Source organism: Enterobacter sp. DNB-S2 (assembly GCF_019443845.1).
Classification (GTDB): Bacteria; Pseudomonadota; Gammaproteobacteria; order Enterobacterales; family Enterobacteriaceae; genus Enterobacter; species Enterobacter asburiae_B.
On record NZ_CP050520.1, the window covers coordinates 186,238 to 208,742 of the forward strand.

Genomic DNA, 22,505 nt, shown 5'->3' on the forward strand with positions numbered 1-22,505 from the left:
ATTCCCTCAGGGCTGAGTAAACAGTAGCGTTCCCCACTGACGTTTGTAACCCGTTACAGGTCGTTCACTGGCTTTTTGCTCGACATACTCAAAGCTACAGGCGCGATATTCTACGTGAAAACAGCGTAAACGGCAGGTCAAACAGAGTATCTTTGCAAATATTTTTTCACGTTGGTGTCAAGCGGTTGAGAGGCAGCAAAAAAATCCCCCTGACCGCCCATCACGCCGCGCGCTGTTAACATCTGCCATTCGCTTCTGGAGCGCACGCCCGTGGCGAATACTTGTGTTCGCGTACCCTTGCACGCTTCTACCAGACTCTGTACCAGCAGCTGGTTTTCCGTACGCTTCTCAATATTCCTTACCAGCCCCGGATGTAGCTTTAATAACTCCACATCCAGTTCCTTGATCCAGTTGGTGCTGACCAGCGTTAAACCTGCCTGCGTCACAGCGATACGTGCACCGAGCGCATTGATCAAACGTACCACCGGACGTAACCGGCTGATGTGTTGACCTACATCGGCCTCAGCAAGTTCAAAAATAATGTGTTTACGTTGCGATTTTTCGCATTGCATTAGCGTATCACGTAGCCAGCGCTGAAAACGTGGGCGTATTAACGACTCCACGGTGACCTGTAACGCCAGGTTTTCTTCAGGCCAGAAGGATAAAAACGGAATCAGCCGGGTAATTTGCTGGCGGTCATACTCTTCGGACAGGCCAAATTGCAGCACCATCGGCAGATATTCCGCAGAGATGACCTCTTCGGTACCGTCAAAAATACGACACATCAGTTCACGGTGATGAACGTTGCCGTTTTTCATGACCGCGGGTTTTTGATAAATACGTGGCCCGCCGCGGCTGAGCATTTGCTCAATCAGCGTGCGCCAGCGCACGTTGCCGCGCCCTTTTTCCGGCAGCGAGTCATCATAAACCGCCCATCCGTTGGCCCCCTGCAACACGGCGTTGCGGGTAGCGGCTTCTGCGTGCTCCATCACCTGTTCAGTCGATTGTCCGCCACGCCAGGCGCAGATCCCCATGTGGACCATATCGTCCCTGTCGAGCATTTTGCTCTGCGGCAGCGCATCTACCGCCTTCAGCAGCTGGCTGGCGATGCTTTCGGATTCCTTCAGCGTACGATGAGGCAACAGCACGGCAAAGTCGCTGCGGTGATAGCGGGCCAGCAGCGCGCCCGGGTAGCGCATAATAAAGGTGGAGAGCAGGTTGATCAGCGTAAAGAGGTTTTCTTCCGCGGCACGCTGTCCCCAGGTGTCGCGCAGGAGATCGAAATCGGGCAGGCGAATCATCATCACCACCCCGTGTGTCCCCACTTTTTCTGAATCGTCGAGCAGCGTGGCGAGCTGATTATCAAAGAAAAGACGGTTGTTAAGGCCAGTTTTATTATCCTGCGCCGCATAAGAGCGGATCAGCGTATCCATACGGCTGCGCTGATCGCTGGCAAACTGGATTTCGGAGAGCAGGGTATCGAGCGCGCTGCTGGCGCGTGACGGCCACTCGTGAACAGAGCCACGCACCTGCGGGCCGCGTTCACCGTTCAGGATACGTACGGATCGCATCTCCAGCAGCTCCTGACCAGAGAGCTGGCGGCGCAGCCAGCGGACCGCGAGAAAGATCAGCAGGACGATAAACGCAACGGCGACGGTGAGCGGTGCGGTGGTCATCATGGAACGGAAATAGCTGGCCATCGGATCGAGGTAGACCATGTGTATGGTCATCCCCGGATTTTTAAGGGAATGCACCGTCACTTCCCGATACTGGCTTACCACGCCCGCGGGGCGATAGCTTCCCGGTCGTTCATGGCTTAAAACACGATGCTTTCCCTGCAGAATGTCGATCTGAACGATATCAACAGGTACCATCAACTCATCAAGCTCACGGGAGAGCGCCGGTAGGGGCGTCGTCAGCAGACGCGTATCAATCACCGAGGCAACAGACTGTACCCGGTTGACCAGCTTGTCCTGAATGGCGGTGTAAAAACTCAGGGAACAGCCCAGAAGCGTGACAAAAATGGTAAGCCCCGTCAGCAAGGTGATAAAAGCTGAGAACTTCGTCGTTAATCGCATCCTTGAGATTACTCCGTGGGTTGATGGGGTAGCGAGTAAGCGCTAACTTGCATTTCAAATGCGGCATACTACCAAATCGGGCGTATCTGGCAATTTATTGCGTTAAATCGGCACTGCGTTTCCCTGAGCGAGTATAGTCTTCAGAAATTATTTTCCAATCATCTGAGTCGTGAGGACCCCGTATGCAGGCTTTGATCTTAGAACAGCAGGACGGCAAAACGCTTGCCTCAGTGCAGGCGGTTGAAGAGAGTCGCCTGCCGGAAGGCGACGTAACCGTCGACATTGACTGGTCCAGTTTAAATTATAAAGATGCGCTGGCTATAACCGGTAAGGGTAAAATCATCCGAAATTTCCCTATGGTGCCGGGGATCGATTTCGCTGGGCGGGTTCATACCAGCGAGGATCCGCGCTTCCATCCGGGCCAGCATGTGCTGCTCACAGGCTGGGGCGTGGGTGAAAATCACTGGGGCGGGCTGGCAACGCAGGCGCGCGTGAAGGGCGACTGGCTGGTGCCTGTGCCGAAAGGCATGGATGGCCGCAAGGCGATGATCGTCGGCACGGCAGGCTTTACCGCCATGCTGTGCGTGATGGCGCTGGAAGATGCGGGTATTCGCCCTGAGTCAGGGGAAATTGTCGTCACCGGCGCGAGCGGAGGCGTGGGCAGCACGGCAGTCACGCTGCTCCACAAGCTGGGCTATCAGGTCGCTGCGGTTTCCGGCCGAGAAAGCACCCATGACTATCTGCGCCAGCTCGGCGCCAGCCGCATTCTCAGCCGCGACGAATTTGCCGAAACCCGTCCGCTGGAAAAACAGGTTTGGGCAGGGGCGGTGGATACCGTCGGTGATAAGGTGCTGGCAAAAGTCCTGGCGCAGATGAACTACGGCGGCTGCGTGGCAGCCTGCGGTCTGGCGGGCGGATTTGCCCTGCCAACCACCGTGATGCCATTTATTCTGCGTAACGTACGCCTGCAGGGTGTGGATTCCGTAATGACCCCGCCGGCCCGTCGTCATGAAGCCTGGGAACGGCTGGTGCGCGATCTGCCGGAATCTTTCTATACCCAGAGCGCAACGGAGATAACCCTCAGCCAGGCGCCGGAATACGCCAGTAAGATCATGGACAACCAATTCCACGGCCGCGCGCTGGTGAAAATCGCCTAATCTTCAAATTTTCGTGACATATTCGCGCGAATCCCTCTCCTCCGTCATGCTTAGAAAAACGCATGACGGAGGATGCCATGAAAAACCGAAAACTGACGGAAGCCGACGTAACGTCTGAGTCTGTCTTTATGTTACAGCGCCGCCAGATCCTGAAAATGCTTGGCATCAGCGCCACAGCCCTGACGCTCTCTCCCGCGGCACACGCCGACCTGCTCGACTGGTTTAAAGGCAACGATCGGCCAAAAGCCCCATCCGGCGCCCCGCTCACCTTTACGAAACCGGCCGAATGGCAAAACAAGCTGACGCTCACGCCGGAAGATAAAGTTACCGGCTACAACAACTTCTACGAATTTGGTCTCGATAAGGCCGATCCTGCCGCCAACGCGGGAAGCCTCAAAACCGATCCGTGGACGCTGAAAATTGATGGCGAAGTGGCGAAACCCCTGACGCTGGACCACCACGATCTCACCACCCGTTTCCCGCTCGAAGAGCGCATCTACCGCATGCGCTGCGTGGAAGCCTGGTCGATGGTGGTGCCCTGGGTCGGCTTCCCGCTGCATAAACTGCTGGCGATGGTTGAGCCCACCAGCAATGCAAAATATGTCGCTTTCCAGACGCGCTATGCGCCGGACGAGATGCCCGGGCAGAAAGATCGGTTCATCGGCGGCGGGCTTGAATATCCGTATGTGGAAGGGCTACGTCTCGACGAAGCTATGCACCCCCTCACCCTGCTGACCGTTGGCGTTTATGGCAAAGCGCTTCCGCCGCAGAACGGCGCCCCTATCCGTTTAACCGTACCGTGGAAATATGGTTTCAAAGGGATTAAATCTATCGTCAGCATTAAGCTTACCCGCGAACGTCCGCCAACCACCTGGAATCTGGCGGCCCCGGACGAATACGGCTTCTTCGCCAACGTGAACCCGCACGTGGATCATCCGCGCTGGTCGCAGGCAACCGAGCGGTTTATCGGTTCCGGCGGTGCGCTGGACGTAAAGCGCCAGCCGACGCTGCTGTTTAACGGCTATGCGGATGAAGTGGCCTCGCTTTACCGTGGCCTCAACTTACGGGAGAACTTCTGAGTGCGTTTAACGGCAAAACAGATTACCTGGCTGAAAGTGCTGCTGCACCTGGCCGGGCTGCTTCCTTTTATATGGCTGTTCTGGGCCGCCAGCCAGGGGCTCTTTAGCGCAGATCCTGCAAAGGATATCCAGCATTTTACCGGTCGGATGGCTCTGAAATTTTTGCTGGCCACCTTGCTCGTCTCGCCGCTGGCGCGCTACGCTAAACAGCCCTTATTGATACGCACCCGTCGGCTGTTAGGGCTATGGTGTTTTGCCTGGGCGACGCTGCACCTCACCAGCTACGCCCTGCTGGAACTGGGAATTAACAATCTGGCGCTGCTTGGCCGCGAACTGGTGACACGTCCTTATCTGACGCTGGGTATCGTGAGCTGGGTGGTTTTACTGGCGTTAGCGCTGACATCCACGCAATATGCGCAGCGAAAACTGGGCAGGCGCTGGCAGCTTCTTCACAACTTCGTCTATCTTGTCGCGATCCTCACTCCCCTTCATTACCTTTGGTCGGTGAAGATCCTCTCGCCGCAGCCAATCCTTTATGCACTGGCGGCCGTGGCGCTTTTGGCATGGCGTTACAAGAAGTTCCGCCAGTGGTTGCGATAGTTCGCGAAACTGTGCGTTTTCCCGCAGATTACCCGTCAACCGCAAATCTTTTTCGGATAGCGGTTGATAATCTTCCCTGATAAGACCAGTATTTAGCTGCTAAATGCTACGAAATCGTTATAATGTGCGACCTTGGTTCGCCTGACAGCGGTTTTAAGCCTCTGAAAAGGTGACATTTGCGTTTCGAAGGTATATTTTGTTTTTTACCCGAAAATCGCAGGAGATAGCGGCATTATGACTGATAAGTTCCATATCTTAGTTTTGAACGGACCGAACCTGAACATGCTCGGCACCCGTGAGCCAGAGAAGTACGGCACGCTAACATTGAGTGAAATTGTTAACCGTCTGGGAACGGAAGCAGCCTCACTGAATGTGGATTTGGATCATTTTCAGTCGAATGCGGAGTACGCACTCATCGACCGTATTCATCAGGCTAAAGACAATGTGGACTATATCCTGATCAATCCGGCCGCGTTTACGCACACCAGTGTTGCTATCCGCGACGCACTGCTTGCGGTGAGTATCCCGTTTATCGAGATCCACCTGAGTAATGTGCACGCCCGAGAGCCGTTCCGTCACCATTCGTATCTGTCGGATATCGCTGCTGGCGTTATCTGTGGACTGGGCGCAGACGGCTATTCATACGCTTTACAGACAGCGGTAAAACGCTTGTCACAATCACACTAAACAAGAGTACGGAACCCACTCATGGATATTCGTAAGATTAAAAAACTGATCGAGCTGGTTGAAGAATCAGGCATCTCCGAACTGGAAATTTCTGAAGGCGAAGAGTCTGTACGCATCAGCCGTGCAGCCCCAGCCGCTAGCTTCCCGGTAATGCAGCAAGCTTATGCTGCGCCAGTGCAGCAGCCTGCGCTCTCCGCAGCCGTTGCGCCAGCAGCTGAAGCCGCACCTGCCGCTGCAGCAGAAATCAGTGGTCACATCGTACGTTCCCCAATGGTTGGTACTTTCTACCGCACCCCGAGCCCGGACGCGAAGGCGTTCATCGAAGTGGGTCAGAAAGTCAACGTAGGCGATACCCTGTGCATCGTTGAAGCGATGAAAATGATGAACCAGATCGAAGCAGACAAATCAGGTACTGTTAAAGCGATTCTGGTCGAAAGTGGTCAGCCGGTTGAATTTGACGAGCCGCTGGTCGTCATCGAGTAACGAGGCGTACATGCTGGATAAAATTGTTATCGCCAACCGCGGCGAGATCGCACTGCGTATTCTTCGTGCCTGTAAAGAACTGGGCATCAAGACCGTCGCTGTGCACTCAAGCGCGGATCGCGATTTAAAACACGTATTGCTGGCGGATGAGACGGTCTGTATTGGCCCGGCTCCGTCCGTAAAAAGCTATCTGAACATCCCGGCTATCATCAGCGCCGCTGAAATCACCGGCGCGGTGGCAATTCATCCGGGTTACGGCTTCCTCTCTGAGAACGCCAACTTTGCTGAGCAGGTTGAACGCTCTGGCTTCATCTTCATCGGCCCGAAAGCCGACACCATCCGCCTGATGGGCGACAAAGTGTCTGCAATCACCGCGATGAAAAAAGCCGGTGTTCCAACCGTACCAGGCTCTGACGGCCCTCTGACCGACGACATGGATGCTAACCGTGCTCATGCTAAACGCATTGGCTATCCGGTTATCATCAAGGCGTCCGGCGGCGGCGGCGGTCGCGGTATGCGCGTTGTGCGCAGCGATGCTGAACTGGCGCAGTCCATCTCCATGACCAAAGCAGAAGCGAAAGCCGCTTTCAGCAATGACATGGTGTACATGGAAAAATACCTGGAAAACCCACGCCACATCGAAATTCAGGTGCTGGCTGACGGTCAGGGTAACGCGATCTATCTGGCAGAACGTGACTGCTCCATGCAGCGTCGTCACCAGAAAGTAGTCGAAGAAGCACCAGCACCGGGCATTACCCCGGAACTGCGTCGCTACATCGGCGAGCGTTGCTCCAAAGCGTGTGTCGATATCGGCTATCGCGGTGCAGGTACCTTTGAGTTCCTGTTCGAGAACGGCGAGTTCTATTTCATCGAAATGAACACCCGTATTCAGGTTGAACACCCGGTTACCGAAATGATCACCGGCGTTGACCTGATCAAAGAACAGCTGCGTATCGCTGCAGGCCAGCCGCTGTCCATCAAGCAGGAAGAAGTTGTGGTGAAAGGCCATGCGGTAGAGTGCCGTATCAACGCCGAAGACCCGAACACCTTCCTGCCAAGCCCGGGTAAAATCACGCGTTTCCACGCGCCGGGTGGCTTTGGTGTGCGCTGGGAGTCTCATATCTACGCCGGTTACACCGTACCGCCGTACTATGACTCAATGATCGGCAAGCTTATCTGCTACGGCGAAAACCGTGACGTGGCGATTGCCCGCATGAAAAACGCCCTGCAGGAGCTGATCATCGACGGTATCAAAACCAACGTTGATCTGCAGATGCGTATCATGAGCGACGAGCACTTCCAGAATGGTGGAACCAACATCCACTATCTGGAGAAAAAACTCGGTCTGAACGAGAAGTAAGAGACCTGTGTTGCTAAAAGGCCGGATTATCCGGCCTTTTTTATTTCTGGGGCCTGGAAAGCCTCATCATGTACAATCCCCGCTTTCTTCATCCACAAGGGACAAAAAATGGACAAACGTTTTGTTCAGGCCCATAAAGAAGCGCGCTGGGCGCTGTGGCTGACCCTTCTCTATCTCGCAGCATGGTTAGTAACTGCTTACTTACCTGACTCCGCTATTGGCATCACCGGCCTGCCGCACTGGTTCGAAATGGCGTGTCTGCTGGTCCCGCTGGTCTTCATCCTGCTCTGCTGGGCAATGGTGAAATTCATTTATCGCGATATTCCGCTGGAGGACGATGATGCAGCTTGAAGTCATTCTGCCGCTTATCGCTTACTTGCTAGTGGTGTTTGGTTTATCCGTTTACGCCATGCGTAAAAGAACGACGGGCACCTTCCTGAACGAGTATTTTCTGGGTAGCCGCTCGATGGGCGGCGTCGTGCTGGCCATGACGCTGACCGCGACCTACATCAGCGCCAGTTCGTTTATCGGCGGACCCGGAGCAGCCTATAAATACGGGTTAGGCTGGGTGCTGCTGGCGATGATCCAGCTTCCTGCCGTCTGGCTCTCTCTGGGCATACTGGGTAAAAAATTTGCCATTCTGGCGCGCCGTTATAATGCCGTGACGCTCAACGATATGCTGTTTGCCCGCTATCAGAGCCGTTTACTGGTATGGCTGGCCAGCTTAAGCCTGCTGGTGGCCTTTATTGGCGCAATGACGGTACAGTTTATCGGCGGGGCACGCCTGCTGGAAACGGCAGCGGGTATTCCCTACGAGACAGGCTTGATCATCTTCGGAGTCAGCATTGCGCTGTATACCGCGTTTGGCGGATTCCGCGCCAGCGTGCTGAACGATACGATGCAGGGCATGGTTATGCTTATCGGCACTATTGTCCTGCTGGTCGGCATCGTCCACGCCGCGGGCGGCCTGAGCCATGCGGTTGAAACGCTCGAGACGATCGATCCAAAACTGGTTTCGCCGCAGGGCGCGGATGACATCCTTTCGCCAACCTTTATGACCTCGTTCTGGGTGTTGGTGTGCTTTGGGGTGATTGGCCTGCCGCATACCGCCGTGCGCTGTATCTCTTACAAAGACAGCAAAGCCGTGCACAGAGGTATCATTATCGGCACTATCGTTGTCGCAATCCTGATGTTTGGTATGCACCTGGCGGGCGCGTTAGGTCGGGCAGTTATTCCTGACCTTACCGTACCCGATCTGGTTATCCCAACCCTGATGGTTAAAGTACTGCCGCCATTTGCCGCCGGGATCTTCCTCGCCGCACCGATGGCCGCCATTATGTCGACCATCAACGCTCAGCTGCTGCAAAGTTCCGCTACGATCATAAAAGATCTCTATCTGAACCTGCGTCCTGAGCAGGCAGAGAATGAACGGCGCCTGAAGCGCATGTCGGCCGTTATTACTTTGGTGTTAGGGGCATTGCTGCTGTTAGCCGCGTGGCGCCCGCCAGAGATGATCATCTGGCTGAACCTGCTGGCATTTGGTGGGCTTGAAGCGGTATTCCTGTGGCCGCTGGTGTTAGGGCTCTACTGGGAGCGCGCGAATGCCGCCGGTGCGCTGAGCGCGATGATTGTAGGCGGCGTGCTTTACGCCGTCCTCGCAACGTTTAAGATTCAGTACCTGGGCTTCCATCCAATTGTGCCTTCGTTACTGCTAAGTTTACTGGCGTTTGTGGTGGGGAACCGTTTCGGTCAGCCCGTCCCACAACCCGCTATGATTTCTACTGATAAATAAAGAGTTTTGCCATGCCGTGGATCCAACTAAAACTGAACACAACCGGCGCGAACGCCGAAGAGCTGAGCGATGCGCTGATGGAGGCCGGTTCGGTCTCTATCACCTTCCAGGACACGCATGACACGCCGGTCTTTGAGCCGCTGCCGGGCGAAACCCGCCTGTGGGGTGATACCGACGTTATTGGCCTGTTTGATGCCGAAACCGATATGAAAGAGGTTGTCGCGATTCTGGAGAATCATCCTCTGTTGGGCGCGGGTTTCGTGCATAAAATCGAACAGCTGGAAGACAAAGACTGGGAACGCGAGTGGATGGATAACTTCCACCCGATGCAGTTCGGCAAACGTCTGTGGATCTGCCCGAGCTGGCGCGATGTCCCTGATGAAAGCGCAGTGAACGTGATGCTCGACCCGGGTCTGGCGTTTGGTACCGGTACTCACCCAACCACGTCTCTGTGCCTGCAGTGGCTGGATGGTCTGGATCTGGACGGTAAGACAGTGATCGACTTCGGCTGTGGATCCGGGATCCTCGCGATTGCGGCCCTGAAGCTGGGCGCGGCAAAAGCCATCGGGATCGATATCGATCCGCAGGCGATTCAGGCCAGCCGCGATAATGCCGAGCGTAACGGCGTCTCCGATCGTCTGGAGCTGTATCTGCCGGATGCTCAGCCAGAAGCCATGAAAGCCGATGTGGTGGTCGCAAACATTCTGGCGGGCCCACTGCGCGAACTGGCCCCGTTAATCAGCGTGCTGCCCGTTGAGGGCGGTCTGCTGGGGCTTTCCGGTATCCTGGCAAGCCAGGCCGACAGCGTGTGTGAAGCCTACGCCGATCTCTTTGCCCTCGACCCGGTGGTGGAAAAAGAAGAGTGGTGCCGCATCACCGGCCGTAAAAAATAAGAATCTGGCGTGGTCATCTGACCACGCCTCTCACCCTCTGATAATCCTCTCTCCCCCGTTCATTCTTCGGTAAAATAACCCTACAAATCATGTTGATTTGTATTACAAAAATTCACCGGAAGAATATGATGACACACGTTACAGGCAAGGCAGCGCTGCTGGCGCTGAGCATGATTTCGGCTTCAGCATTTGCATCACACTGGAGCTATGAAGGGGAAGGTTCACCGCAACACTGGGGCGAGATGGACGAGGCATACAAGACCTGTCAAAGCGGTATGAACCAGTCTCCTGTTAATATTGATTCGACCACTAACGCCCATCTCTCCCCGCTACAAACCCACTACGTTGATGGCCCTGTTACACTGACGAACAATGGCCATACCATTCAGGCAGGTGAACAGGCGAACACCCGCGATACCCTTACTCTCGATAAGCAAACCTGGACGTTACAGCAGTTCCATTTCCACGCGCCGAGCGAAAACACCGTACATGGCAAGAGGTACGCGATGGAAATGCATCTGGTTCATAAAAATGCCAGTGGGGAACTGACGGTGGTGGCGGTCATGTTTGATAAAGGGGCCGCAAACCCGGAGCTTGAAAAACTGTGGCGCGTTATGCCTCAGCAGGCCGAGCAGAACGTCTCCATCAAACAGGATCTCAACCTGAACAAACTGCTGCCAAAAAATAAAACGTACTGGCGCTTTAGCGGTTCACTGACCACTCCACCGTGTTCAGAAGGCGTTACCTGGATTGTACTTAAACAGCCCCTGACGGTTTATGCAGAACAACTTGCCAGATTCACCCGGACAATGCATCACGATAATAACCGTCCGGTACAGTCGCTGCATGGGCGCGTCGTGGTCGAATAACAGGCATTTTTCGCATGACGATCATGTTCTAAAATGCGACGCAGATCGCAAAGAAGAAGGGAAATCTGCTGTTAAAAACAGCAGATTATCCCGCTTCAGCGACGCATTTATTCAGAAATGATGAGAAGTTACGGGAAATTGTAAGCGCCCATAAAATAACCATTACCATATAACTTAATGATTTAAATAATGAATAATTTTTAACGGGAAGATTGGGCGGCGATTCCTTGATCTACAACAGTGGATTGTTCAAAGTTTGGCCTTTCATCTCGTGCAAAAAATGCGTAATATACGCCGCCTTGCAGTCACAGTATGGTCATTTCTTAACTCATGCGCATCGGACACCACCAGCTTAGAAATCGCCTGATCGCAGCCCCAATGGCAGGTATTACAGACCGGCCGTTCAGGACGCTGTGCTATGAGATGGGAGCCGGTTTAACCGTATCCGAGATGATGTCGTCTAACCCGCAGGTTTGGGAAAGCGATAAATCCCGCCTTCGGATGGTGCACGTTGATGAACCAGGTATTCGCACCGTGCAAATTGCCGGAAGCGTGCCTGAAGAGATGGCAGATGCCGCGCGGATTAACGTGGAAAGTGGTGCCCAGATTATTGATATCAATATGGGGTGCCCGGCCAAAAAGGTGAATCGCAAGCTTGCAGGTTCAGCCCTTCTGCAATACCCCGACCAGGTGAAAGCTATCCTGACGGCGGTTGTCAGCGCGGTGGACGTTCCTGTTACGTTGAAGATTCGCACGGGTTGGTCGCCGGAACACCGTAACTGTGTAGAGATTGCCCAACTGGCCGAAGACTGTGGCATTCAGGCCCTGACCATCCATGGACGCACTCGCGCCTGTTTGTTCAACGGTGAAGCTGAATACGACAGCATTCGGGCAGTTAAGCAGAAAGTTTCCATTCCGATTATCGCGAATGGCGACATAACTGACCCGCTTAAAGCCAGGGCTGTACTCGACTATACGGGAGCTGATGCTCTGATGATAGGACGTGCAGCTCAGGGAAGACCCTGGATCTTCCGGGAAATCCAGCATTATCTGGACACTGGGGAGCTGCTTGCCCCGCTGCCTCTGGCAGAGGTTAAGCGCTTGCTTTGTTCGCATGTTCGGGAACTGCATGACCACTACGGTCAGGCAAAAGGGTACCGAATTGCGCGTAAACACGTCTCCTGGTATCTCCAGGAGCACGCTCCAGATGACCAGTTTCGGCGCACATTCAACGCCATAGAGGATGCCAGCGTACAGCTGGAGGCGTTGGAGGCATACTTCGAAAATCTTGCGTAATGAAATAAAGAGCTGACAGAACTATGTTCGAACAACGCGTAAATTCTGACGTACTGACCGTTTCTACCGTTAACTCTCAGGACCAGGTAACTCAAAAGCCCCTGCGTGACTCGGTTAAACAGGCACTGAAGAACTATTTTGCTCAACTGAACGGTCAGGATGTTAATGACCTGTATGAGCTGGTACTGGCTGAAGTTGAACAGCCACTGTTGGACATGGTGATGCAATACACCCGCGGTAACCAAACCCGCGCTGCGCTGATGATGGGTATCAACCGTGGTACTCTGCGTAAGAAACTGAAAAAATACGGCATGAACTGATACTAATCAGTTAAATGCTTGTTTAAAAAGGCGCTCTTCGGCATGGGGAAGCGCCTTTTTTATTACCTGCGCTTCTCCGTCAACGCATTGTAAACCTTCGCCTCTCCTGCTTTTCAACCCCGGTTTTTCGTGTATATTTCCCCCACCTTAGTGGCGATCTTCCTGCGGAATGACACAATGATTCGTAAATACTGGTGGCTGGTTGTTTTTGCAATCTCCGTTCTCATTTTCGATGCACTCCTGATGCAGTGGATTGAAATGATGAGCACCGAAACCGATAAGTGTCGCAATATGAACTCCGTCAATCCGCTGAAACTCGTGAACTGCTCAGAGCTCGACTAACCGCCCGATTGCGCAAATCACCCCGTTATTACCCACTAAAAACGGGGATTTAAATCCCTTTGAGCCATTACCTGACGGTGATAATGTCTCGCCCTTCTCAACCGCTCTAGCGTAACCCCACACTCGAGTAGAACCGTCCATGCTGGTCAGCCAATACAACCCTATCCTTGTCGTCCTCTCCTTTGTTGTTGCCATTCTTGCTGCGTATACCGCGCTGAACATGGCTGCACGCGTCGCCGGGAGTCAGGGCGTCGCTGCCCGCGTCTGGCTGGCTGGCGGCGGTATTGCTATGGGGATTGGCGTGTGGGCCATGCATTTTATCGGCATGCTGGCGATGGATCTCTCCATGAGCATGAGCTACAACGCCACCCTGACGGTTTTATCTATGGTCATCGCCGTGGGTTCGTCGCTATTTGCGCTATGGCTTGTGAGCTGCGAGCAACTACGCCTGCGTCGACTGCTGCCCGGCGCGCTGGTGATGGGAAGCGGTATTGTTGCCATGCATTACACCGGCATGGCGGCGCTGGAGGTGATGCCCGGGATAATCTGGGACAAGGTCTGGGTGGCCATTTCGATCGTGATTGCGCTTGCCGCTTCGCTCGCGGCATTATGGCTGACCTTCCGCCTGCGTCGCGAAGCCGCGCAGGTCGTGCTGATGCGCATGGGTGCCGCCATCACGATGGGCATTGCCATTGCCGGCATGCACTATGCCGGGATGAAAGCGGCGCAGTTTCCGATGTCCACAATGGTTCACCATGAGGGTATCAACGGGAGCTGGCTGGCGGTTCTGGTCAGCGTGGTCGCGCTCTCAATTCTTGGGATCACCCTGCTGGTGTCGATGCTGGATGCCCGCCTTCAGGCACGCACCGCCCTGCTGGCCTCGTCGCTGGCAGAAGCTAACCGGGAACTCGCTCAGCTGGCGCTACACGATACCCTGACGCGTCTGCCCAACCGTATCCTGCTGGAAGACAGACTCGATCAGGCCATCAGCAAAGCCGATCGTGAAGGGAATCACTTTGCCCTGATGTTCATGGATCTTGACGGCTTTAAAGCCATCAATGATGCCTACGGCCATGATGTCGGTGACAGGCTGCTGGTCGCCGTTACGCAGCGTCTGCTGCTTCTCCTGAAAGGCCAGTTCACCCTTGCACGCATCGGCGGTGATGAATTTGTTCTGCTGGCAGAGGGAGAAGGTCCGGACGACGCGGCATCGCTGGCGAATTCGCTGGTGCGCGCGATCGATAGCCCCTTCAATCTTAGCCCCTATGAACTGGTGGTGACCCTCAGCATTGGCATCGCGCTTTATCCTCACGACGGCAAAACCGAGCGTGAGCTGATGTTTAACGCCGACGCGGCGATGTATCACACGAAGCATATGGGCCGTAACGGTTACCACTTCTTCCAGCCCTCCATGAACACCCTGGCGCAGACCCATCTCCAGTTAATGAACGATTTGTGGATGGCGATCGATCGCAATGAGCTGCGCCTGCTGTATCAGCCAAAATTTCACGCCCCGGCGGGCCCGGTCCTCGGATTCGAGGCGCTGTTGCGCTGGCAGCATCCTAAGCAAGGGTTACTGACGCCGGACCTTTTTCTGCCGCTGGCGGAAAAAACGGGGCTGATCGTCCCGATTGGCAACTGGGTGATTAATGAAGCCTGTCGCCAGCTGCGGGAATGGCATCTTCAGGGACATCAAAGCTGGTCAATGGCGGTAAACCTGTCGACACTGCAGTTTGAACAACCTTCGCTGGTTAAAACGGTTCTCGACTGCCTGGCACTTCACCAGGTGCCACCGGAAATGTTGATCCTCGAAGTGACGGAAACCACGGCGATGAGCAACCCGGATGAGAGCGTACGGGTGCTGACAGAGCTGACGAATGCGGGGGTGAAGGCCTCCATTGATGATTTTGGCACCGGATATTCGAGCCTGCTGTACCTCAAGCGCTTACCGGCCTGTGAATTGAAAATCGACAGGGCGTTTGTGCAAGAGCTCAGCGGCGAGAGCGAGGATGCCACTATTGTCTCTGCGATTGTGGCTCTCGCTAAAACACTTAACCTGAAAGTTGTGGCTGAAGGTGTGGAAACCGAAGCGCAGCAAGCCTTTTTAACCGAGCTGGGCTGTAACACCCTTCAGGGTTATCTGTTAGGTAAACCCGTCAGCGCGCAGACCATAGAAGCACTTTGTGCCCGAGGGGAAATGTTACCCGGCGCTGAGCAATAAGCACCCTCATCTGGCGACACGCGAATAACCGGGAGTGTCGCCAGTATGCTATCGACCAGAGCGGGAGCCTGCTGATAAAGATTAAAACTGTCGTTATTCATTAACCAGTTTTTAATTATTCCGCTAAAAAAACCGTGGAATACAATCAAGGTGAGATCAACATTCACCTGTGGCGAAATGATGTTTCGCGAAATACAGGTCTCCAGCGTGGCGCGTAGCGTGTCATCGTTGAATCCGATACGCTTTCTAATTTCACGTTCAGAAATCATATCACTGCTAAATTCACACTTATGATACAGAATTTGTAAAAGCGCACATTGCCGGGGTTCATGGGCAATATACTGCAGCGCGGTAATAAATTGCTCACGAAGTTTTAACAATGGATCGTCACTATCGGAAAGGGAAAGCCTGTCGTGAATAATCTCGCGAAGCGGTAATTGCTGTTCCCAGATGGCATTAAATATTTCAGATTTACTGGTGAAGTGCCAGTAGATCGCGCCGCGCGTCACCTTAGCAGCATCAGCGATATCCGTCAGCGTCGTGCTGGCTACGCCACGCGTCGCAAACTGTTCGATAGCCGCCTCAATCAGCTGATGCCGGGTTTGTTGAGCCTCTTCTTTCTTTTTACGCGCCATAGGCAACTACTCGTTACTCACAAGGTTTAAAAGTAATATTGCGTTCATGCAAATGTAAGTATTCACTAAAATCCGTTTTAATTTTGCACAAAAAAAGTCACCCCTCTTAATTTATAATCAATATAAATATATCGCTCCAATTAAATTGTCGGAGTGAATAATTAAAAACATTAAACTCATTTACCTGATTAACATGCCTGAAGTATATCCCTGAATGGACCCGGTCTGATTCTGATTTTTTCTACGAGCATGGTCATTCGCACTTATAAATTAAAAAACATTAAATACCCTCATTATTATACGCAGCTACATTTTATTTTTATCCCTCTGCCCCTGCTACCGATTCGCGGCATATATCGGTGAATGGGTATTTAAAGGAACAGTAATGACGAATCATTTCAGACGTTTGCCCTTATCCGGTTTCATTGTCTGCGCGGTACTGCTCACTGGATGCGATGGTCAGGAAAATCAACAGCAACACCAGCAGGCGCCTCAGGTCAGCGTGCATATTGTGAAAAGCGCGCCTCTGGCGGTCACCACTGAACTCCCGGGCAGAACAGATGCATTTCGCGTTGCGGAGGTTCGTCCTCAGGTTAGCGGCATTATCCTGCGCCGTAACTTCGCGGAGGGTAGCGATGTAAAAGCGGGCGAGTCACTTTACCAGATTGATCCTGCGCCCTATCAGGCAGCCTATGACAGCGCGAAAGGCGAACTGGCGAAGGCTCAGGCGGCGGCCAATATTGCGCACCTGACGGTGAAACGTTATCTCCCTCTGGTAGGCACCCAGTATGTCAGTAAGCAGGAGTATGACCAGGCCGTGGCGACGGCTCAGCAGGCAGATGCCAGCGTGGTTGCCGCAAAAGCGGGTGTTGAGAGCGCACGTATCAACCTTGCCTACACCAAAGTGACCTCTCCGGTTGATGGTCGTATCGGAAAATCCAGCGTGACCGAAGGGGCGCTGGTGACGAACGGGCAAGCCGCAGCGCTGGCAACGGTCCAGCTTCTCGATCCGATTTATGTTGATGTCACCCAGTCCAGTAATGATTTTATGCGCCTGAAACAGACAAGCCTGCAAAAAGGTGATATCGCCAGCAACGTTGAGCTGCTGATGGAGAACGGGCAGCCCTACCCGCTAAAAGGCACATTGCAGTTCTCTGACGTCACGGTCGATGAAAGTACCGGCTCGATTACCCTGCGCGCCATTTTCCGGAACCCTCAGCATCTGTTGTTACCCGGCATGTTCGTTCGCGCCCGCATTGATGAAGGCACCCAGCCGGAGGCGATTCTGGTACCACAGCAAGGCGTGACCCGTACACCGCGAGGCGATGCAACCGTCCTGGTGGTGAATGATAAAAATCAGGTTGAGCCGCGAACCGTCGTGGCCCCTCAGGCAATTGGCGATCGCTGGCTGGTGACGGAAGGGCTGAAAAACGGTGACCGCGTGATTGTCAGCGGGCTACAGAAAGTCAGACCCGGGGTAACCGTCGTCGCCACGCCTGATATCACCACGACGCCAGCCGGTTAAGGGACGACGACATGGCTAATTTCTTTATTCAAAGACCGGTTTTCGCCTGGGTACTTGCCATCATTTTGATGATTGCAGGCGGGCTGGCCATTCTCAAACTTCCCGTCGCACAGTATCCGACCATTGCTCCTCCCGCCGTGGCGATATCCGCGACTTACCCGGGAGCGGACGCTCAAACGGTGCAGGATACCGTGACCCAGGTTATCGAACAGAACATGAACGGTATCGATAAGCTGATGTATATGTCCTCCACCAGCGATTCAGCGGGTAATGTCACCATCACCCTGACCTTCGAGTCAGGAACCGATCCGGACATCGCCCAGGTACAGGTGCAGAACAAGCTGCAGCTCGCCATGCCGCTGCTGCCGCAAGAGGTTCAGCAGCAAGGGATTGGCGTGGAGAAATCCAGCAGCAGCTTCCTGCTGGTCGCCGGCTTTGTTTCAGACAACAAAAATCTCACGCAGAATGACATCTCTGACTATGTCGCTTCGAACGTCAAAGATGCCATCAGCCGAACGTCTGGCGTCGGTGACGTTCAGCTGTTTGGCGCTCAGTATGCGATGCGCATCTGGCTCGACAGCAACGCGATGAACAAATACCAGCTGACGCCGCAGGATATTATCAACCAGCTGAAAACGCAGAACGACCAGATAGCAGCAGGCCAGCTGGGCGGAACGCCGTCCATTCCCGGGCAACAGCTGAATGCCTCGATCATCGCGCAAACCCGCCTGAAATCACCGGAAGAGTTTGGCCGCGTGACGCTCAAGGTGAATCAGGACGGCTCGATGGTTCATCTGAAGGACGTGGCTCGTATTGAGCTGGGTGGCGAAAACTACAACATGGTCACTAAAATCAACGGGCAGGCGGCAACCGGCCTGGGGATTAAGCTGGCAACCGGGGCAAATGCGCTGGACACCGCGGCAGCCATTAAGAGCAAGCTGGCGCAACTGCAGCAGTTCTTCCCGCAGGGGCTGAAAGTTGTCTATCCCTATGACACCACCCCTTTTGTGAAAATCTCCATTCACGAAGTGGTGAAGACCCTGTTTGAAGCAATCATTCTCGTCTTCCTGGTCATGTACCTGTTCCTGCAAAACCTGCGGGCGACGCTCATCCCGACTATCGCGGTGCCGGTCGTTCTGCTGGGTACCTTTGCGGTTCTGGCGGCATTCGGTTTCTCCATCAACACCCTGACGATGTTCGGTATGGTGCTGGCGATAGGTCTGCTGGTCGATGACGCTATCGTGGTCGTTGAGAACGTTGAACGCGTCATGGTCGAAGACAAACTGCCGCCGAAAGAGGCCACGCAGAAGTCGATGGAGCAGATCCAGGGTGCACTGGTGGGGATCGCCATGGTGCTCTCGGCGGTCTTTATTCCGATGGCCTTTTTTGGCGGCTCAACGGGGGCGATCTATCGCCAGTTCTCGCTGACTATCGTTTCCGCGATGGCGTTGTCCGTACTGGTTGCGCTAATCCTGACGCCCGCACTCTGCGCAACGTTGCTTAAGCCCGTATCCGGCGACCATCATGAGAAGAAAGGCGGCTTCTTCGGCTGGTTTAATGCGCTCTTTGATAAAAGCGTGGATCACTACAGCAACAGCGTGAGCGGTATTTTGCGTAAGACAGGGCGCTATCTGGCGGTGTACGTCATTATCGTCGGAGGGATGGCGGTGCTCTTCCTGCGCTTGCCTACCTCCTTCCTGCCCGAAGAGGATCAGGGGGTGTTTATGACGATGGTTCAACTCCCGGCGGGTGCAACCCAGACGCGTACTCAGCAGGTCCTCGATCAGGTTCAGGACTACTATCTGAACAACGAAAAGGCGAACGTGGAATCCGTCTTTACCGTAAACGGCTTTAGCTTTAGCGGCCAGGGTCAGAACGCCGGTATCGCCTTCGTCAGCCTGAAGCCCTGGGAGGAGCGCCCGGGGGCGGAAAACGGCGTCGAAGCCATTTTGAGCCGCGCGACAAAAGCCTTCAGTCAAATTACAGATGGCCTCGTGTTCCCGTTTAACCTGCCTGCAATTATCGAACTGGGTACCGCCACGGGCTTCGATTTTGAATTGATCGATCAGGCCAACCTGGGGCATACCCAGCTGACGCAGGCGCGTAACCAACTGCTCAGCATGGTGCATGAGCACCCTGACCTGCTGGTTCGCGTGCGCCCTAACGGTCTTGAAGATACGCCTCAGTTCAAGCTGGATGTCGATCAGGAGAAAGCGCAGGCGCTGGGCGTCAGCCTTTCTGACGTCAACCAGACGATTTCGACGGCCTTAGGTGGCACCTATGTGAATGACTTTATCGATCATGGCCGAGTGAAAAAGGTCTACGTACAGGCCGACGCAAAATTCCGTATGTTGCCGGGAGATATTAACAACCTTTACGTGCGCAGCGCGAATGGGGAAATGGTCCCGTTCTCCGCCTTCAGCAACGCTCGCTGGGTGTATGGTTCACCTCGTCTGGAACGCTATAACGGGATGCCCTCTATGGAGATCCTGGGTGAATCAGCCCCGGGTAAAAGCACCGGTGAGGCCATGGCTATGATGGAAAGTCTCGCGGCAAAACTGCCTTCCGGCATCGGCTATGACTGGACGGGGATGTCTTATCAGGAGCGGCTCTCGGGTAACCAGGCGCCTGCCCTGTACGCCATTTCACTGATCGTGGTGTTCCTGTGCCTGGCTGCGCTGTATGAAAGCTGGTCCATTCCGTTCTCCGTTATGCTGGTTGTGCCGCTTGGGGTCATTGGGGCTCTTCTCGCAGCGTCGTTGCGCGGGTTAAACAATGACGTCTATTTCCAGGTCGGCCTGCTGACGACGATTGGTTTATCGGCGAAAAACGCCATCCTGATCGTCGAATTTGCTAAAGACCTGATGGATAAAGAAGGCAAAGGCATTATTGAAGCCACGCTGGAAGCTTCCAGGATGCGCCTTCGACCGATCCTGATGACGTCTCTGGCCTTTATTCTTGGCGTCATGCCGCTGGTGATCAGCACCGGGGCCGGGAGCGGCGCGCAAAACGCCGTCGGTACGGGCGTTATGGGGGGAATGCTTTCCGCAACGCTTCTGGCGATTTTCTTCGTGCCCGTTTTCTTTGTGGTTGTTCGGCGACGGTTTACGCACCATAAAGGTTAATGTTTCCCTGAAAAGGCACCTCTGGTGCCTTTTTATTTTTAACTTAAACAACCAATTAGGTTTTACATAAAGGAAGCATTAAGAATATGATGATTTGCATTAAGTAAAAACAGTCTCTTGCAACTCCATAATGTCTCCATTAATTCCTCCTGAAACCGACTTTTCTCCACGATTTTTACAAACTACATAATTTGAGATTATTCCTCGTGTAACGAGGACTTACCCCGGTGGTAAAATAACCTCCAGTTCGTTAATAGCCCTCCTGGCTTTATAGCGGATGAGAAATAATACTGAGGTAACATCATGAAAAGATTCATTTCCGTTGCACTTCTCGCTGCGCTGCTTGCTGGTTGCGCGCACGATTCTCCATGTGTACCGGTTTACGACGACCAGGGCCGACTGGTTCATACCAATACCTGTATGAAAGGCACCACCCAGGATAACTGGGAGACTGCGGGTGCTATCGCCGGCGGTGCTGCCGCAGTAGCGGGTTTAACACTGGGTATTGTTGCCCTCACGAAGTAACATCTGTTGAGAAAGCGCGGCTCTGGCCGCGCTTTTGCTTTTAATGAGTGCAATATTTTCAAATAAGTAAAAAAATAGCCCTGTAAATATTCACTAAATTAATCTAAGCCTGAAGTCAGTCACAACTTTTTCGCATATTCATTCAAATTACTTATTCTATCGTGATGATTTTCACACATTAAGATTATTGAATACCCTGCCAATATTCACGCTGAAAACTATCTCTTCTTTTTCCTGACCCAACTCGCAACTTTTGCTCCGATTTGTGGCACAGGTTGTAATTTCGCACCGTTTCGGGGCGCTCGTTTTATTTAAGCCTGTCTACACTCAGCATTAAGCGTTCACTCGTCTCTTATTTTGTCGAACGCAAAACTGGCATTACGTTTGCTTTATAAACGTTGGCCAAAGCCACAGACAGGTAAAGCGTTTAAAAACGCCTCTATAACGATAAATTTCGCCACACAGGATGCATTATGAAAAAGACGATGATAGCCAGCCTGGCCGCTGCAGGCATGTTGTTTGCCGTAGCCGGTCAAGCCCATGCGGGAACGACACTGGATGCCGTTAAAAAGAAAGGTTTTGTTCAATGTGGTATCAGTGACGGTTTGCCTGGCTTCTCTTATGCCGATGCGAACGGCAAATTTACCGGTATTGATGTGGATGTCTGCCGTGGCGTTGCAGCCGCCGTTTTTGGCGATGACAGCAAAGTAAAATACACCCCGCTGACGGCGAAAGAACGCTTTACGGCGCTGCAGTCCGGCGAGGTCGACATGCTCTCCCGTAATACCACCTGGACTTCCTCCCGTGATGCAGGCATGGGGATGTCATTTACGGGCGTGACATATTATGACGGCATCGGCTTCCTGACCCACAATAAAGCCGGCCTGAAAAGCGCTAAGGAACTGGATGGCGCCACCGTTTGTATCCAGGCGGGCACCGATACCGAGCTGAACGTCGCGGATTATTTCAAAGCAAACAACATGAAATACACCCCGGTGACATTCGACCGCTCGGATGAATCGGCCAAAGCGCTGGAATCCGGCCGCTGCGACACGCTGGCCTCTGACCAGTCACAGCTGTATGCCTTACGCATTAAGCTGAGCAACCCGGCTGAGTGGATTGTCCTGCCTGAAGTCATCTCCAAAGAGCCTCTCGGCCCCGTCGTTCGTCGTGGTGATGAAGACTGGTTCTCCATTGTTCGCTGGACGCTGTTTGCCATGCTGAACGCAGAAGAGATGGGCATCAACTCTAAAAACGTTGATGAGAAAGCCGCTAAGCCATCCAACCCGGATATGGCGCACCTGCTCGGTAAAGAAGGTGATTTCGGCAAGGATCTGAAGCTGGATAACAAGTGGGCTTACAACATCATCAAACAGGTGGGCAACTACTCTGAGATCTTTGAGCGCAATGTGGGATCGGAAAGCCCGCTGAAGATCAAACGCGGCCAGAACAATCTCTGGAACAACGGCGGTATTCAGTACGCACCACCAGTACGTTAAGTCATAGCTGTAACGGGTA

At 53.6% G+C, this 22,505-nt stretch carries 20 protein-coding genes; 18 read left to right on the plus strand and 2 right to left on the minus strand.

Annotated elements, in window-relative coordinates:
• Nucleotides 1–137: 137 nt before the first annotated feature.
• Complete coding sequence (csrD, locus tag HB664_RS00955) at nucleotides 138–2,078, minus strand: RNase E specificity factor CsrD (RefSeq protein WP_048981162.1); 1,941 nt, start codon at nucleotides 2,076–2,078, stop codon at nucleotides 138–140.
• A gap of 182 nt (nucleotides 2,079–2,260) precedes the next feature.
• Here csrD and HB664_RS00960 point away from each other — a divergent pair, with 182 nt between their 5' ends.
• From HB664_RS00960 to HB664_RS01025, 14 genes are all read left to right on the plus strand, one after another.
• On the plus strand, nucleotides 2,261–3,235 hold the full coding sequence (locus HB664_RS00960) for an MDR family oxidoreductase (RefSeq protein WP_032659658.1): 975 nt from the start codon (nucleotides 2,261–2,263) through the stop codon (nucleotides 3,233–3,235).
• A 77-nt stretch (nucleotides 3,236–3,312) separates the two neighbouring features.
• Nucleotides 3,313–4,314: a protein-methionine-sulfoxide reductase catalytic subunit MsrP gene (msrP, locus tag HB664_RS00965; protein WP_032659657.1), complete on the plus strand. Its 1,002-nt coding sequence runs from the start codon at nucleotides 3,313–3,315 to the stop codon at nucleotides 4,312–4,314.
• Nucleotides 4,315–4,914, plus strand: a complete 600-nt coding sequence (msrQ, locus tag HB664_RS00970; protein ID WP_219940275.1) for a protein-methionine-sulfoxide reductase heme-binding subunit MsrQ — start codon at nucleotides 4,315–4,317, stop codon at nucleotides 4,912–4,914.
• A 234-nt stretch (nucleotides 4,915–5,148) separates the two neighbouring features.
• Entirely contained in the window at nucleotides 5,149–5,601 is a 453-nt protein-coding gene (aroQ, locus tag HB664_RS00975; protein WP_023309405.1) for a type II 3-dehydroquinate dehydratase, read from the plus strand.
• A 21-nt stretch (nucleotides 5,602–5,622) separates the two neighbouring features.
• On the plus strand, nucleotides 5,623–6,084 hold the full coding sequence (gene accB, locus HB664_RS00980) for an acetyl-CoA carboxylase biotin carboxyl carrier protein (protein WP_010436174.1): 462 nt from the start codon (nucleotides 5,623–5,625) through the stop codon (nucleotides 6,082–6,084).
• A gap of 10 nt (nucleotides 6,085–6,094) precedes the next feature.
• Complete coding sequence (accC, locus tag HB664_RS00985) at nucleotides 6,095–7,444, plus strand: acetyl-CoA carboxylase biotin carboxylase subunit (RefSeq protein ID WP_023333644.1); 1,350 nt, start codon at nucleotides 6,095–6,097, stop codon at nucleotides 7,442–7,444.
• Nucleotides 7,445–7,552: 108 nt separating this feature from the next.
• Nucleotides 7,553–7,795, plus strand: coding sequence for a YhdT family protein (locus HB664_RS00990; protein ID WP_006178860.1), 243 nt, complete (start codon nucleotides 7,553–7,555; stop codon nucleotides 7,793–7,795).
• Nucleotides 7,785–9,236, plus strand: a complete 1,452-nt coding sequence (gene panF / locus HB664_RS00995) for a sodium/pantothenate symporter (RefSeq protein ID WP_143347745.1) — start codon at nucleotides 7,785–7,787, stop codon at nucleotides 9,234–9,236. The genes HB664_RS00990 and panF overlap by 11 nt, the downstream gene beginning before the upstream one ends.
• An 11-nt stretch (nucleotides 9,237–9,247) precedes the next feature.
• Complete coding sequence (prmA, locus tag HB664_RS01000; RefSeq protein WP_039260393.1) at nucleotides 9,248–10,129, plus strand: 50S ribosomal protein L11 methyltransferase; 882 nt, start codon at nucleotides 9,248–9,250, stop codon at nucleotides 10,127–10,129.
• A gap of 128 nt (nucleotides 10,130–10,257) precedes the next feature.
• The gene (locus tag HB664_RS01005; protein WP_219940804.1) at nucleotides 10,258–10,998 is read left to right on the plus strand and encodes a carbonic anhydrase; all 741 of its coding nucleotides are present in this window, start codon (nucleotides 10,258–10,260) and stop codon (nucleotides 10,996–10,998) included.
• A 330-nt stretch (nucleotides 10,999–11,328) separates the two neighbouring features.
• Nucleotides 11,329–12,294, plus strand: coding sequence for a tRNA dihydrouridine synthase DusB (gene dusB / locus HB664_RS01010; protein ID WP_023309409.1), 966 nt, complete (start codon nucleotides 11,329–11,331; stop codon nucleotides 12,292–12,294).
• A gap of 23 nt (nucleotides 12,295–12,317) precedes the next feature.
• Nucleotides 12,318–12,614, plus strand: a complete 297-nt coding sequence (gene fis / locus HB664_RS01015; protein WP_000462905.1) for a DNA-binding transcriptional regulator Fis — start codon at nucleotides 12,318–12,320, stop codon at nucleotides 12,612–12,614.
• 177 nt (nucleotides 12,615–12,791) lie between these two features.
• The gene (locus HB664_RS01020; RefSeq protein WP_047059006.1) at nucleotides 12,792–12,956 is read left to right on the plus strand and encodes a DUF2556 family protein; all 165 of its coding nucleotides are present in this window, start codon (nucleotides 12,792–12,794) and stop codon (nucleotides 12,954–12,956) included.
• 139 nt (nucleotides 12,957–13,095) lie between these two features.
• Nucleotides 13,096–15,177 (plus strand): bifunctional diguanylate cyclase/phosphodiesterase, encoded by a 2,082-nt coding sequence (locus tag HB664_RS01025; RefSeq protein ID WP_047059008.1) that lies wholly within the window; start codon nucleotides 13,096–13,098, stop codon nucleotides 15,175–15,177.
• On the opposite strand, the gene envR is transcribed toward HB664_RS01025, so the two are convergent.
• Nucleotides 15,093–15,812, minus strand: coding sequence for an acrEF/envCD operon transcriptional regulator (gene envR / locus HB664_RS01030; protein ID WP_219940276.1), 720 nt, complete (start codon nucleotides 15,810–15,812; stop codon nucleotides 15,093–15,095). The genes HB664_RS01025 and envR overlap by 85 nt on opposite strands.
• A 385-nt stretch (nucleotides 15,813–16,197) precedes the next feature.
• Here envR and HB664_RS01035 point away from each other — a divergent pair, with 385 nt between their 5' ends.
• The 4 genes from HB664_RS01035 to HB664_RS01050 all read left to right on the plus strand — a co-directional run bounded on the left by HB664_RS01035 (nucleotide 16,198) and on the right by HB664_RS01050 (nucleotide 22,486).
• The gene (locus HB664_RS01035; protein ID WP_064673385.1) at nucleotides 16,198–17,337 is read left to right on the plus strand and encodes an efflux RND transporter periplasmic adaptor subunit; all 1,140 of its coding nucleotides are present in this window, start codon (nucleotides 16,198–16,200) and stop codon (nucleotides 17,335–17,337) included.
• Between the two features lie 11 nt (nucleotides 17,338–17,348).
• Nucleotides 17,349–20,462, plus strand: coding sequence for an efflux RND transporter permease subunit (locus tag HB664_RS01040; RefSeq protein ID WP_219940277.1), 3,114 nt, complete (start codon nucleotides 17,349–17,351; stop codon nucleotides 20,460–20,462).
• 303 nt (nucleotides 20,463–20,765) lie between these two features.
• Complete coding sequence (locus tag HB664_RS01045) at nucleotides 20,766–20,987, plus strand: lipoprotein (protein WP_008502867.1); 222 nt, start codon at nucleotides 20,766–20,768, stop codon at nucleotides 20,985–20,987.
• A gap of 473 nt (nucleotides 20,988–21,460) precedes the next feature.
• Entirely contained in the window at nucleotides 21,461–22,486 is a 1,026-nt protein-coding gene (locus HB664_RS01050) for an amino acid ABC transporter substrate-binding protein (RefSeq protein WP_023333654.1), read from the plus strand.
• The last annotated feature ends 19 nt before the right edge of the window (nucleotides 22,487–22,505 follow it).

Bases quoted from the DNA above. Each gene is read 5' to 3' on its own strand.
- csrD (WP_048981162.1), bottom strand. From the start codon at position 2,078: ATGCGATTAACGACGAAGTTCTCAGCTTTTATCACCTTGCTGACGGGG.
- HB664_RS00960 (WP_032659658.1), top strand. From the start codon at position 2,261: ATGCAGGCTTTGATCTTAGAACAGCAGGACGGCAAAACGCTTGCCTCA.
- msrP (WP_032659657.1), top strand. From the start codon at position 3,313: ATGAAAAACCGAAAACTGACGGAAGCCGACGTAACGTCTGAGTCTGTC.
- aroQ (WP_023309405.1), top strand. From the start codon at position 5,149: ATGACTGATAAGTTCCATATCTTAGTTTTGAACGGACCGAACCTGAAC.
- accB (WP_010436174.1), top strand. From the start codon at position 5,623: ATGGATATTCGTAAGATTAAAAAACTGATCGAGCTGGTTGAAGAATCA.
- accC (WP_023333644.1), top strand. From the start codon at position 6,095: ATGCTGGATAAAATTGTTATCGCCAACCGCGGCGAGATCGCACTGCGT.
- HB664_RS00990 (WP_006178860.1), top strand. From the start codon at position 7,553: ATGGACAAACGTTTTGTTCAGGCCCATAAAGAAGCGCGCTGGGCGCTG.
- panF (WP_143347745.1), top strand. From the start codon at position 7,785: ATGCAGCTTGAAGTCATTCTGCCGCTTATCGCTTACTTGCTAGTGGTG.
- prmA (WP_039260393.1), top strand. From the start codon at position 9,248: ATGCCGTGGATCCAACTAAAACTGAACACAACCGGCGCGAACGCCGAA.
- HB664_RS01005 (WP_219940804.1), top strand. From the start codon at position 10,258: ATGACACACGTTACAGGCAAGGCAGCGCTGCTGGCGCTGAGCATGATT.
- dusB (WP_023309409.1), top strand. From the start codon at position 11,329: ATGCGCATCGGACACCACCAGCTTAGAAATCGCCTGATCGCAGCCCCA.
- fis (WP_000462905.1), top strand. From the start codon at position 12,318: ATGTTCGAACAACGCGTAAATTCTGACGTACTGACCGTTTCTACCGTT.
- HB664_RS01020 (WP_047059006.1), top strand. From the start codon at position 12,792: ATGATTCGTAAATACTGGTGGCTGGTTGTTTTTGCAATCTCCGTTCTC.
- HB664_RS01025 (WP_047059008.1), top strand. From the start codon at position 13,096: ATGCTGGTCAGCCAATACAACCCTATCCTTGTCGTCCTCTCCTTTGTT.
- envR (WP_219940276.1), bottom strand. From the start codon at position 15,812: ATGGCGCGTAAAAAGAAAGAAGAGGCTCAACAAACCCGGCATCAGCTG.
- HB664_RS01035 (WP_064673385.1), top strand. From the start codon at position 16,198: ATGACGAATCATTTCAGACGTTTGCCCTTATCCGGTTTCATTGTCTGC.
- HB664_RS01040 (WP_219940277.1), top strand. From the start codon at position 17,349: ATGGCTAATTTCTTTATTCAAAGACCGGTTTTCGCCTGGGTACTTGCC.
- HB664_RS01045 (WP_008502867.1), top strand. From the start codon at position 20,766: ATGAAAAGATTCATTTCCGTTGCACTTCTCGCTGCGCTGCTTGCTGGT.
- HB664_RS01050 (WP_023333654.1), top strand. From the start codon at position 21,461: ATGAAAAAGACGATGATAGCCAGCCTGGCCGCTGCAGGCATGTTGTTT.